General features: G+C 54.8%; 15 protein-coding genes. 6 read left to right on the top strand and 9 right to left on the bottom strand.

From position 1 onward, the window contains the following. The first annotated feature begins 1 nt into the window (after nt 1). The 6 genes from motA to KIN_RS07305 all read left to right on the top strand — a co-directional run bounded on the left by motA (nt 2) and on the right by KIN_RS07305 (nt 8,005). A complete protein-coding gene (motA, locus tag KIN_RS07275; protein ID WP_159805557.1) occupies nt 2–871 on the top strand; it encodes a flagellar motor stator protein MotA in 870 nt (289 codons plus the stop codon). Further along, on the top strand, nt 868–2,991 hold the full coding sequence (locus tag KIN_RS07280) for a type 1 periplasmic-binding domain-containing protein (protein ID WP_159805559.1): 2,124 nt from the start codon (nt 868–870) through the stop codon (nt 2,989–2,991). The genes motA and KIN_RS07280 overlap by 4 nt, the downstream gene beginning before the upstream one ends. A 733-nt stretch (nt 2,992–3,724) precedes the next feature. Further along, the gene (flhA, locus tag KIN_RS07290; RefSeq protein WP_159805563.1) at nt 3,725–5,809 is read left to right on the top strand and encodes a flagellar biosynthesis protein FlhA; all 2,085 of its coding nucleotides are present in this window, start codon (nt 3,725–3,727) and stop codon (nt 5,807–5,809) included. Further along, the gene (locus KIN_RS07295) at nt 5,806–6,582 is read left to right on the top strand and encodes a flagellar biosynthetic protein FliR (RefSeq protein WP_243144854.1); all 777 of its coding nucleotides are present in this window, start codon (nt 5,806–5,808) and stop codon (nt 6,580–6,582) included. The genes flhA and KIN_RS07295 overlap by 4 nt, the downstream gene beginning before the upstream one ends. Next, nucleotides 6,582–7,664 (top strand): EscU/YscU/HrcU family type III secretion system export apparatus switch protein, encoded by a 1,083-nt coding sequence (locus KIN_RS07300; RefSeq protein WP_159805565.1) that lies wholly within the window; start codon nt 6,582–6,584, stop codon nt 7,662–7,664. Before KIN_RS07295 ends, KIN_RS07300 begins: the two co-directional genes overlap by 1 nt. Beyond that, a complete protein-coding gene (locus tag KIN_RS07305; RefSeq protein ID WP_159805567.1) occupies nt 7,664–8,005 on the top strand; it encodes a hypothetical protein in 342 nt (113 codons plus the stop codon). Before KIN_RS07300 ends, KIN_RS07305 begins: the two co-directional genes overlap by 1 nt. A gap of 7 nt (nt 8,006–8,012) precedes the next feature. On the opposite strand, the gene KIN_RS07310 is transcribed toward KIN_RS07305, so the two are convergent. Genes KIN_RS07310 through KIN_RS07350 form a run of 9 tightly spaced genes read right to left on the bottom strand, consistent with a single transcriptional unit; the run spans nt 8,013 to nt 12,557 of the window. Further along, complete coding sequence (locus KIN_RS07310; protein WP_159805569.1) at nt 8,013–8,486, bottom strand: flagellar basal body-associated FliL family protein; 474 nt, start codon at nt 8,484–8,486, stop codon at nt 8,013–8,015. Between the two features lie 8 nt (nt 8,487–8,494). Next, nucleotides 8,495–9,232 (bottom strand): flagellar basal body L-ring protein FlgH, encoded by a 738-nt coding sequence (gene flgH / locus KIN_RS07315; RefSeq protein ID WP_159805571.1) that lies wholly within the window; start codon nt 9,230–9,232, stop codon nt 8,495–8,497. 10 nt (nt 9,233–9,242) lie between these two features. Then, a complete protein-coding gene (flgA, locus tag KIN_RS07320; protein ID WP_159807875.1) occupies nt 9,243–9,671 on the bottom strand; it encodes a flagellar basal body P-ring formation chaperone FlgA in 429 nt (142 codons plus the stop codon). 5 nt (nt 9,672–9,676) lie between these two features. Beyond that, nucleotides 9,677–10,462, bottom strand: coding sequence for a flagellar basal-body rod protein FlgG (gene flgG / locus KIN_RS07325; RefSeq protein WP_159805573.1), 786 nt, complete (start codon nt 10,460–10,462; stop codon nt 9,677–9,679). 15 nt (nt 10,463–10,477) lie between these two features. Further along, complete coding sequence (locus tag KIN_RS07330; RefSeq protein WP_159805575.1) at nt 10,478–11,194, bottom strand: flagellar hook-basal body complex protein; 717 nt, start codon at nt 11,192–11,194, stop codon at nt 10,478–10,480. Between the two features lie 3 nt (nt 11,195–11,197). Continuing rightward, nucleotides 11,198–11,467 (bottom strand): flagellar biosynthetic protein FliQ, encoded by a 270-nt coding sequence (locus KIN_RS07335; RefSeq protein ID WP_159805577.1) that lies wholly within the window; start codon nt 11,465–11,467, stop codon nt 11,198–11,200. Then, complete coding sequence (gene fliE, locus KIN_RS07340) at nt 11,467–11,751, bottom strand: flagellar hook-basal body complex protein FliE (protein ID WP_159805579.1); 285 nt, start codon at nt 11,749–11,751, stop codon at nt 11,467–11,469. Before fliE ends, KIN_RS07335 begins: the two co-directional genes overlap by 1 nt. A 15-nt stretch (nt 11,752–11,766) precedes the next feature. Then, nucleotides 11,767–12,159, bottom strand: a complete 393-nt coding sequence (flgC, locus tag KIN_RS07345; RefSeq protein ID WP_159805581.1) for a flagellar basal body rod protein FlgC — start codon at nt 12,157–12,159, stop codon at nt 11,767–11,769. Between the two features lie 8 nt (nt 12,160–12,167). Further along, a complete protein-coding gene (locus tag KIN_RS07350) occupies nt 12,168–12,557 on the bottom strand; it encodes a FlgB family protein (RefSeq protein WP_159805583.1) in 390 nt (129 codons plus the stop codon). Nucleotides 12,558–12,593: the final 36 nt, after the last annotated feature.

Here is a 12,593-nt window from a genome sequence, read left to right on the forward strand (position 1 = left end):
CATGATCGGCATTGTAGGTATGGTTATCGTTTTCGTCATGGTATTTGGCGGATATCTGGCGGCAGGCGGAAAGATGGGGATTATCCTGAAATCTCTTCCGTTCGAGCTCACCATGATTGGTGGTGCAGCCACCGGTGCCTTCATAATAAGCAACGATATTGGCGGCGTGAAACATACGCTAAAAGACATCGGAAAGGTATTTAAGGGACCGAAATGGCAATCGAGCGACTATCAGGATTTGCTCTGCCTTCTCTTCGAGCTCATTCGGATCGCCCGCCGCAATCCGGTCGATCTTGAAGTCCATATCGAAGCACCGGCGGACTCTCCAGTATTCGGTCGGTACCCCAAGATACAGGCGGATCAGGAAACGGTCGATTTAATTTGCGATACCCTCAGGTCCGCATCCATGAACTATGACGATCCGCATCAGGTCGAAGATGTCTTGGAAAAAAGAATGGAAGCGAACGTTCATCACGCGCTGCATTCCAGTCATGCGCTTCAGACGATCGCGGACGGTCTTCCCGCGCTTGGTATCGTCGCCGCCGTGCTCGGCGTGATTAAGACGATGGGATCTATCGATCAACCCCCTGAGATTCTTGGGAAATTGATCGGTGGCGCCTTGGTTGGTACATTTCTTGGTGTGTTTCTTGCCTATGGGTTTGTTGGGCCATTTGCGGTCAAAGTGAAATCCGTGGTGGAAGACGAAGCCCATTTTCACGGGCTGATCCGCGAGGTGCTGGTCGCAAATCTTCATGAGCATTCGATCAATATCTGCATCGAGGTCGGTCGCCAAAACACACCCGGTCATCTGAGGCCATCATTCTCGGAACTCGAAAACGCGCTCAAGGAAGCAAAGCAGGCCGCCGCATGAAACGGTTTGCAGCAGTAGCTCTGTCGACAATCGCCTCCATCGGCGCAGTACAGGCAGCGCCAGTTACCATCAAGTCGGGCGAGCATGCTAATTTCAGCCGCATCGTCCTCTATCTGCGCGCTACGGATCCGTGGACCGTAAACACAAATGGGCGTGAGGTTCGGATCGATCCTGGACGGGGTGTTGATGGCTTTGATATTTCGAATGTCTTCACCTTCATTCCAAAGACGCGCATCACGGGTGCAAAGGTCGATGACGGTGATCTTGTCTTGGATCTGGCCTGTGATTGCGATGTGGAAAGCGAAATGCTGACAACAGGGCATCTCATACTGGACGTACGGGACGGAAAGCCGAAGCAGGCGAAGACACCAGAAACGCCAATCACACGCCAAGCGGCAGCCGATGCCCGGTCCGTTTTGGATAAACCGCGCATTCAGCAGGAGTCACCGGCGATCCAGCCAACCCAAATTTCTCCAACGAAGGCAGAAACCCTGGAAAACTTTCGAAAGGGTCTGCTTGAGAATCTAAGTGTCGCGGCATCTCGGCAACTTCTAGACGTTAAGGAGCCTTTGGAAAGTCTAATCCCTGATACACCCGAGATCTCATCGCCAACTTTGCCGCCAAAGACGGAGCCAGTTACCGCTCCGACCATAAAGAAAAAACGTCTGCGGGTCACAAACGCGATTGAGAGAGCCGTTGAACGTATCTCTGAACTGACCCAATCACGTGAAATTGCGTGCTACGACACCGATGATTACGACATCGCAGCGTGGACTGAGGGGAATGGATTAAGTGTGGAGCTCGCAAGCTTCAGGCGCACCGTGATGGGGGAATTTGACCGTGTTGATGAAACCGCAGTGGTTCAGCTGGCGCGGACGTACCTTTATTATGGAATGACACTGGAGGCGATGGGTACGGCACGCGCATTTGGGCTGTCCTCCCCAAAAATCGACGCCATAAGGGCACTTTCCAGCATACAACAAAGCGATGAATTAGCTGCTACACATCCCCTCATGCAAATGCAGGATTGCGCCGGCCCCGTCGGGCTGTGGAGCCTTCTGGTGTCTGACAACTCCACCCTAACCGTCGATCAGACACAGAATGCTGTAGGGGAGTTCGTTCGTCTTCCTACACATCTTCGCGTGTTGATCGGGCCAGCGCTGATCAGTGCCCTCAAGGAAGCAAACGAAATTCTCACCGCAGAGATCATTCAGAACACCGTCGACCGCGCGCGGTCTTTAAAAGACCCGCTGGAAAGCAACGATCCGAAAGTGAACGCCCTCGCAATGGTTGCCGCAAATGATCCTTCTTCGCCTGATGCTTTGATCGATTACCTGGACGATGCATTGGCCGCCGGGACACCCGTCGAAATTCGTTTTATTGACCTAGCTGCATCTTTTGTTCACGAATTGCACGGCACGCCGACTGCCGATACATTGCGGAACCTGCAAATCAGGGCCTTGTCGCAGAATAGTGATTTTTCTGCAGCCTACGCGATCTTCTCAAAAGACACGGCGGCCTTCCAAAACGACTTGATTGCAGCAAGTCTGGCACAGGACGTCGTGGCATCTGCAGAGAGCGAAGATCTTGTACGCACGGCATTGCAGTTCGACCAAGCGAGCATTTTGCCCCGCCTCGATGACGAGATAAAGATCCGCTGGGCCGAGCGGCTTTTGACCCGCGGCTTGCCGGATACGGCAACGCTTGTATTGGCTACAACATCAGATAGCGATGCATCTAAACTGTTACGTGCAAAGGCCTTGAAAATTCAGAAACAGCGGGAGGACGCTCTGCGCGCAGTGGAGGGTCTGGCAATCGCCGAAGCGCGGCGGCTTCGTGCCAATGTCCAAATTCAGTTGGGTCGTACACAAGAGGCTTGGCTGGAAAACGCACCAGACGTCGATACCGCCGAAGAACGCGCCGAATTGGCATGGCGGACGGCACAATGGGGACAGGTACTTGGTGAAGACATCAGAGCAGATATTGCAGGGCGCATTATCAGCACCGCTAGAACAGACACCGATGGTGAAGCCCCTTTAAAACAGGCGCGAAACATGATCGATACCAGTCGCGAAGACCGCGCAGCTTTGCAAGAACTCTTGGCGCCGGATGGTAGCTAAGCCTGCCCGCGCTCATACTTTTTCAACATCTTCACCTTAGCACTTCTCATGAAGCAAGAATTGCTGGTGAAGATATGAAATGGCCCCTAGTGCCGGTTAAATTATGGTTCGCATACATTTGCGTTTTGATTGGGGGACTCACTCCTTTCCATACGGCGAATGCCACCACACCAACATGCGACGCCGCGGCTGAAGTAGCATCGACACAGCACGGCGTCCCGCTGAACCTCATGCGCGCAATCACACGGGTCGAGACAGCGCGCCAAGATCGGCCGGATCCTTGGGCGGTAAACGTAGCCGACCAAGGATTTCGCTTTGAGAGCGGCCACAGCGCCAGGACATTCGTCGAAGCACTGGTTAGGGGTGGCAAAGATTCGGTCGATATCGGCTGCTTTCAGATAAATTATCGGTGGCATGGGCAGCACTTTGCGTCTGTCGGCCAGATGTTTTTGCCAAATGCAAACGCTGATTATGCTGCGAGGTTTCTAAAGGAGCTGCATGCAGAAACAGGCAACTGGTTGCTCGCGGCAGGCAGGTACCATTCTCAAACTGAACGCCACGCAAAACTCTACCGTGCCAAGGTTGCAAAGGTCCTGAAAAGACTAGGCGGCGAAAGATCAAACACGACCCCACAATCGTTGGCCACGCAAATCGGAACAACTAGCTCTCTGTTCCAGTCATCAAATCGCCGGAAGCACCAGGCCGGAGCAGCCAGTCTGTGGGGGCAAGATCGATGAAGAACCTCTCGATCAGAAATATCTTTCAGCCCACGGTTCTGCTTGCCCTCGCTTTGATGTCGATCATAGTCATGATGATCCTGCCCATGCCTGCGTGGATACTGGATATCGGGCTGGCCGCATCCTTTGGATTGGCCATCCTCATCTTTACGATCACTTTGTTTCTTGACAGGCCGCTCGACTTTTCGGCGTTTCCGACCATCCTTCTGGCGTCGCTCATGTTACGCCTGTCCCTGAACGTCTCTTCAACAAAATTGATCATCGGAGAAGGACATACTGGCACCTCCGCAGCCGGTGACGTGATCGAAGGCTTCGCGATGTTCATCATGGGCGGCAGTGTCTTTTTGGGCCTCGTCGTGTTTTCGGTTCTGCTTATCGTCAATTTCATCGTCATCAACAAAGGCGCGGCGAGAATGGCCGAGGTCGGCGCGCGCTTCGCTCTTGACGCGATGCCCGGAAAACAATTGGCAATCGACAGTGATATGTCAGCGGGAGCAATCGACCACGCAGAAGCCAAGGCTCGGCGCGAACGCGAACAAGCCGAGACCACATTTTTTGGATCATTGGACGGTGCGTCGAAATTCGTGAAGGGCGACGCAGTCGCGGGCCTTCTGATCACCCTTCTGAATCTTGTGATGGGTCTGGTGATAGGGGTTGCGCTGCATGGTATGCCGATCGGGCGCGCGTTCGAGACCTATGCGATCCTGACGGTGGGTGACGGACTTGTTACGCAAATCCCGGCCGTCATCATCTCAATCGCATCTGCACTTTTGCTTGCCCGCGGCGGTGCGACCGGCACAACGGACAACGCCCTTTCCGCGCAACTGGGACGTTATCCGGCCGCTTTGGCGACCGTCGGCGTTTTGATGTTCTTCTTCGCGCTCGTCCCTGGTCTCCCGTTCCTGCCATTTGTCGTCGGAGCGATCGCATTGCTGGCCTGCGCTTGGCATGTGTCGCGGAAAGCACCTGCGGAACCTGAGATCGAGGAAGAAGCGGAGCAACTGCCTGCGATACCCCAAAAATCGATGGGCGACATTTTGGATCTGGATGAGATTCATGTGCAATTCGCGCCGGACCTTGTTCCAATGGCTTTGGATCCCGCGACGGGTCTAGAAGCCCGCATCACAAATATGCGAAACCACGTCGCGACCAGCTTTGGGCTTGTCTTACCCGAAGTCCGACTGACTGACGACGCAACCTTGGGGCATGGGATGTATCGCATTCGCATTCACGGCGTGGATCAGGTCGAAGCCCAGTTGAAGCCGGACGCCATCTTGGCGCTTTTGCCGGCGGGAACAGATATCCAGATCGAAGGGGATCGCGTCGAAGAACCTGTGTACGGCGCGCCTGCAAAATGGATCAATCCATCCGCTCAGGAAAACGCGGCGATGGAAGGGTGCACAGTCGTCACCCCGGCGGAAATTCTAGCAACGCATTTGCTTGAGATCATCAAAAACAACATGTCGCGCCTGCTAACAATGCGGGCTCTCCGGCGGCTACTCGATGAATTTGTGAATCTGTCCGACAAGAAACGCGGCGATGCCAACAAGCGCCTTCTGGATGAGATGATCCCGGAAAAGGTCTCGATGGATACGCTGCTGCAAGTGCTGCGTCTGCTCCTGGATGAACAAGTCTCCATCAGAAACATCGCGCTGATTATTGAGGCCACGGCGGAGGGTCGCAATACCTACGGAACAGCAGAAGGCATCTGCGAGCATGTGCGGCAGCGTTTGGGGTTCCAATTGGTCGCTGAGTATCGTCGGGCGGACGGTTCCCTGCCTCTGATACAGCTGTCCCCGGACTGGGAAGAGCTTTTTGTGAAGTACCAGCTCGACGGGGACATGCAAGGCGCCGACGTGGCCTTACCCCCGGAAGATTTTAACCGCCTGACACGGAGCATTTCTGAAAAAATCTCTAAGGCTGGCGAGAACGGCGTCTTCCCGGCCATTATCACCTCTACCCGGCGCAGACGTTTTTTGCATGCAGTTCTGTCATCTAAAGGTATCGCAGCCCCGGTCTTGTCCTTCGAAGAGATCGCGCGCGATGCAAAACCGGCGGTTGTAGGCCTTGTCGCTGCATGATGGGCCTGCTTAGCCAATTATCGGGGCAGGCGAACGAGACCATCTGGATCTTTGCACTGATCGTGATGCGCATCGGCGCGATCATGGCCCTTTTGCCAGCATTTGGTGAGCAGGCCGTTCCTGCCCGTATCAAGCTGGGTGCAACAATGGCGTTCAGTATTATCGTGGCGCCCGTCGTCTGGTCCAAATATCAGGCTGTGTTTGATCCGGAGCTATGGCTAAGTCTTCTGTGGCCCGAAGTGATCGCCGGACTTGCCCTTGGCCTTCTGTTTCGGTTTTTCGTGATTACCCTGCAAATCGCAGGATCTGTCGCTGGACAATCGACGTCCCTGTCGCAAATTTTTGGCGCTGGTATGGGGGCCGAGCCTCAACCGGCCTTTAGCACATTATTGGTCATTTCAGGGCTCTGCCTCGCTGTAATGGCTGATCTGCATCTTCGCGTCGTCGAAGCGATTATCTTGTCTTACGATGTCTTTCCGGTCGGGCGGGCGATCCCAAGCACGGATCTATCGGAATGGGGCGTTGGCAAAGCGGCCTACGCCTTCTCGCTCGGCTTCACACTTGCCGGACCCTTTATCCTGATCTCAGTAATCTACAATTTGACTCTGGGTGTGCTTAACCGCGCGATGCCGCAGCTCATGGTGTCTTTCGTCGGCGCGCCCGCGATCAGCTTCGGCAGCCTTGTAATGCTGCTGATTTCGTCGCCGTTTCTTTTGACTGTCTGGCTTAGGGCCTTTGTCGAAGGCTCGGATCTGATGGGAACAGCCTTCTGATGACAAGTGATGACGACACAGAGAAGACCCACGACCCGACGCCCAAAAAGCTTGAAGATGCGCGAAAGCGTGGCGAGGTTCCGAAATCCATTGACCTGAATGCGGCTGCATCCTTGTTCGGTTTCGTTGCCGCTTTGATGCTGCTCGGACTAGAAGGGGTTATGACGTTCTCAGGCGCCTTGGCGGAATTGCTTGCCAACGCAGACGATGTTGCCGAACAAACCTTACAAAGCGGCGGGCCGTGGCTGATGGGTGGCCTGGTCTGGACGATGGCCGGGGTGACGCTTCCGCTCTTTGGGCTTCCGGCACTCTTGGTTATCATCGCCCTTTTCGGACAGCGCGCTATAATTTTCGCGCCGGACAAGCTGGCACCGAAACTGAACAGGATTTCACCGATTGAAGGCGCGAAGAACAAGTTCGGCGCAAAAGGCATATTTGAATTTGGCAAATCGGCAACGAAGCTGGTTTTGGCCTGCGCTCTTTTGGTATTTTTTCTCTTGGGCAAGCTCGACCAGCTCGTGACTTCGACAGCAAAGACAGCCGGGCAAATCGTTCTGGCCATGGGATCAATACTTGTCGAGTTCTTGATGATCGTCTTCGTCATGACGCTGGCGATCGGCGGCATCGACTATCTTTGGCAGCACGCACAGCATATCCGCAAAAACCGCATGTCAATGAAGGATATGAAAGACGAGGCAAAGGAATCTGACGGCGATCCGCAGTTCAAACAACAACGGCGCCAGCGAGCCTACGACATTGCCATGAACAAGATGCTGTCAGATGTCCCGACAGCCGACGTCATCATCGTGAACCCGACACATTATGCTGTCGCACTTAAGTGGGACAAGATGTCGGGCAACGCGCCTATTTGCGTCGCGAAAGGTGTTGATGAAATTGCTGCGCGGATCAGGGAGGTTGCAAACGATGCCGAGGTTCCGATTTTCAGTGACCCACCGACCGCCCGGGCCCTTCATGCAACGCTTGATCTGGGGCGCGCGATTGAACCGGATCACTATCAAGCAGTGGCTGCAGCCATCAGATTTGCCGAGGGTATTCGCGCCAAAGCACGGAGAAATCGCTGATGAAGTATGCGCGTGCTGACAAGCTTAAGACCGTTCTGGAAGCCGTGATGCTGAAAGATCAAAGCGCACTCGCAAAAGCCAACGCAAAGGTAGAGCGCATAAAAGAAGAACTGGCGACCCTTGAACTAGAAATCGCGCGAGTCGTGATTGATCCGTCAGACCCGTTTTCCCAGGGGCAAGCTGCAAAACATCGAAAATGGGTGGATGGTAAGAAGGCGAAGCTGATGATCACTCTTGCGGCAGCGATGGCAGACCGCGGGATGGTCGAGGCCGAGCTAAAGACATCATTCGGCCGCCATCATGCATTTAGTCGCGTCGTCGCACAGAAGATGACGAAGTAGACAGCCTTTATGCGTCCTGTCGTACAAAATCTGTAATCAGGATATCCGTAATCATCTCGTCTGCCACAGTGTGAGCGGCCTCAAGAAGAGATCTGCGAAGTGTATCCAGAGAAGGGCTGGATGCGAACGCGCCATTGAAACCACCACTATAAGAGTGATCGAACAGCACCCTCAGAAATGCATCACGCAGCTTCGGTTCTTTCTTGTAAAGCGCCTCGGTCGAATTCGCGTTCGTTTGCAGACTAAGGGAGAGAACGACAAGAGAGCTGACTCTCTCTCCTCTGACGATCGGGACGATGAATTGGTTGTTCATTTTGACAAAAGCGATATCAGCTTTTGCGGCCTCTTCGGCCGCCGCTTTTGCCATTTCTTCTTTCTTCGCCACTTCATCCGGGGACGGCGGCGGGCGAAGCACCATGCCGCCACCAACACCTGCACCGAGACCAAGGAAAATGAATATTGGAATGAGAAGCTTTTTCACGGGTTCACCTAAAATGGGAGCAGTATATCAGCGACCTGCTGACCAATGCGCGGCTGCTGAACGTCGGAGATTTGCCCACGTCCGCCATAGGAAATCCGCGCCGCTGCGATTTTGTCGTACGTAATTTCGTTCTGCCGGGAAATATCGGCTGGCCGCACATAGCCGGCGACCAATAGTTCCCTGAGTTCATAGTTTACACGTACCTCCTGCGATCCTTGGATCGTCAGAACGCCATTTTGCAAGACATCGGTGACTGTCGCTGCAATCCGCATGGAAAATTTCTCCTTCCGGCGAACCGATCCGTCACCCGATGACGAGCTGGAAGAATCCGCCGATACCGCATCGCCAAGTGTTGCGCCTTCCGGCAGGCGCTCATTTACCCGCTGAGGAATGCCGAAGAACGACGGAATGCCCAAGCTTTCCGAACCGCTACGGGACCGCGAAGTACTGTTGGAAATCTCGGCCCGTTCGTCGATCTCGATGACGACAGTTAGGATATCACCAACCTGCTGCGCCCTTTGATTGCCAAGAAGCGAATAACGCCCAGCCCGCCAAAGCGATGCTTCGGCTGTCGGCTCAGGGACGTCCGCGGCGTTCGGCACAGGTGTCCGCATCATGGCAAATCGTTCATCTCCGTTCGCAGTGGGCTTGAAGTCGGGCGCCTTTCCGACGTCCGCAAGGCGCGCGCAACCACCAGTCGAAAGCGAAAGCGCGAGAAGGCCGCTCCAGAAAACTCGTTTATCCATGATCTTTCCTTCAGTTTCCGACGCGCACGGCGCCGCTCTGATCAACACGCCCAAAAACGGTATTTCTGGAGGCGAGGTTCATCACCTTGAGGCGATCCCCGACGCCGCCGCGGTCAAGGGCCCGACCTTCCGTAGCGATGCTTAAACCGCCTTTGAGATAGATGATTGTAATGACTTGATTCCGCTCGACGATCGCCGGTGGACCGATATCCGAGGGACGGATTGGCCGACCGACATAAAGGTTCGTGCGTGCTTCGCTTCCGGCCACAACACCAATGTCTTCCACCATACCCAATATGGTTTCCGGGATCAGCTTTAGATCGGCTGCCGTAATAACTGTGTTCGCGCGGATCGTTCGCGTGGGCACGACAGTGTCGGCCAACGTAGCGGCGCCCCAGAAGGATGCGACGACCGCAGTCAGCAAGAGGATCACACGCATTATGATCATCGGATCTGAGTCGTCGCGCCAAGCATCTGATCAGCGGCGGTGATGACCTTCGCATTCAGTTCATATCCGCGCTGAGCCTCAATCAGCTCTGTAATCTCGCGTACGGCATCAACCGAGGAATCCTCAAGATATCCATGACGGAAGACGCCGAGACCGTTTGTGCCCGGTTCTGCAACAAGTGCAGCGCCTGACGCGCCGGTTTCTACAAACAGGTTGCTGCCGATCGCCTCCAGGCCTTTTTCATTCGAAAACCCGGCAAGCGTCAATTGACCTAAGAGTTCTGGCTCAACCCGATCTGCGAAGTAGCCATAAACTTCTCCGTCGGCGTTGATTGAGATGGATCGTACGTCTTCCGCAATCGTAATATCTGGAACGATGGGATAGCCATCTGACGTAACGACTTGTCCGTCTCCCGTTCGTTTCAGACCGCCGTCGCGGGTGTAGGCTGAAATGCCAGACGGCAAGGTGACCTCTAGGTATCCGCGCCCTTCAATAGCGACGTCAAGATCGCCGCCGGTTTGGGACAACGCGCCTTGCGCTACATTGACAGTGACCGCAGTTGGCCGAACGCCAAGCCCAAGTTGCACGCCTGCGGGCACGACGGTGCCATCAGATGCGTTGATTGATCCTGCGCGGGTTTTCTGCTGATAATGAAGATCGGCAAATTCAGCCCGGCGGGTGTTGTAACCGGTCGTCGACATGTTCGCGAGGTTGTTGGAAATGACCTCCACCCGCGTTTGCTGGGCTGACATCCCGGTCGCTGCGATTTGAAGCGCTCTCATTACTCGATCTCCTTGTTATTTGGTAATTAGGCTGGCGACGGAACGCAGGCGTTCATCTTCGCGCTCGAGGAACGCCTGGCCCATTTCGTAAGCCCGCTGAACCTGTATCATTCTCGCAATTTCCCCGACTGGATCGACGTTCGAACCTTCTAGAAAGCCTTGCAATATTCTGGTGTCTTCAACGGGGATCAATTCCCCTTCGGTTCGAAATCTCACGCCGTCTTCCCGGATCAGATCGGTCGGGTCTTCAGGACGCACCAAACCGATTTGCGCAATCGCAGCGCCATCAGCGCTGAGTGTTCCGTCGGACGAAATCGCGATGTCGCCTGCGTCTGCCGGAACGAAGAGTGGCGCGCCGCCTTGATCCAGAAGCCGGTATCCGTCGGGGGTCGCTAAATCGCCTTCCGGCGTGGGGATAAAGGCGCCGGCACGGGTGAGACGCACTCCGGCAGGGGTTTGTATCTGGAAAAACCCCTCGCCTTCGATCGCAAGATCAAACTTGCCACCTGTTTGCGACAGCTTACCTTGCGTCATCTCCGTACGATGTCCTTCCGCAGACGCCATAGAAATCGACGCTTGATCCCGCCCCGCGCTTTTCACGTGCTCGGCGAATATGACACCTTCGCTGCGATATCCCGTTGTGGCAGCATTCGCGACGTTGTTGGCCACGACCTGCATTTCCTTCATCAGACCAGATTGTCGTGTAAGTGCGACGTATACGCTATTGGCCATGCTTTATCCTCCGACCACCAAGGGAATGATGCCTTCAACCCAGAAATTGGTGAGCGTCCGGCTCATGAATGTCATGGACACCCAGAAAACTCCCAACATCGCCGCGACTTTGGGAACGAAGGTAAGTGTCATCTCCTGAATGGAGGTAAGCGCTTGAAACAGCCCAATCGTGAGGCCCACGATCAACGCAATCGCAAGGACCGGGGCCGATATGATCACCGACACCCAAAGCCCCTGACGGAGCACATCGAAGAACTGAGCCTCTGTAAGCATCAGACTGGCATCCGCAGAATTTCCTGGTAAGCCTGCACAACTTTGTCCCGGACACTAACGGCCGTTTCGATTGCAAGCTCGCTTTGCGCAAGGGCTTCAACCAAAGCATGCGGATCAGCGCCGCCGACCATCGCAGCTTTGGCCGTGTCCTCACCTTCTTGTAGAACCTTCGCAAAATCGTCGGCGGCGCGACCAATCTGGGCTTCACCGGTCATCGCATCCGGTTGGGTCGCGGGCTTTGAGGAATCATATGCGCGCAGGGCGAGAGTTGATGTGGTGTCCATTCTGGAACTCCTATTTTAACGGCGAAGAAGGTCGAGAAGGGAAGAAGACATCTTGCGTGCCTGCTCGAACATCTTGAGATTGGCTTCGTAGCTGCGTTGCGCTTCACGCGCGTCAGCGATCTCAATAATGAGGTCGACATTTGACCCTAGATAGTGGCCTGTTTCGTCAGCCATCGGATGGGACGGATCGTAAAGTTTGGGCAAGTCGGTGCGATCAAGGTGGACGTCGCCCGGCTTCACTTGACCATTTTCGTCAGTCGGACTTATCACCTGTTCAAAGGAGACAGTCTTCCGGCGATAGCCTGGCGTATCGGTATTCGCCATGTTTTCGGATACGACACGAAGACGCTCCGACTGGGCTCTCAAGCCGCTGGCGGAAAGTGCGAGGGATTGGCTCAAATCTGACATGGAAACCTCTAGCGACCGCGACCGACGCTGGTCTTCAGGATGGAAAGTGAAGTCTGATAAATAGTGATCGCACGAGAGTGCTGGCGCTCTGCCTCGATGGACTTGAGCATCTCGCTTTCGATGGAAACCGAATTTCCACTTGGCGAGGTTTGAGAGGTGGTATCGGTGAACGCCTGTGATGCAGCGACGTTCGTGTCATGACCGATATGGCCGACCCGCGTTGCGCGCATTTGATGGGGGCCGCCGGAGCCAACGATCTCTTTAAATGGTTTGACGTCTTGCGCCTGATATCCAGGAGTATCGGAGTTCGCCAAGTTGCGCGCAACAACTGCCTGACGCCCGGCAGCATGCCGGGCCATTGCCGACGCAGTTTTGAATATCTCTAGCGATTTCAGCATCGGGGCTTCTCCCTCGATTGGTTTCAACCAAGCCTT

Source organism: Litoreibacter roseus (genome assembly GCF_009811795.1).
In the GTDB taxonomy this organism is placed as follows: Bacteria; Pseudomonadota; Alphaproteobacteria; order Rhodobacterales; family Rhodobacteraceae; genus Litoreibacter; species Litoreibacter roseus.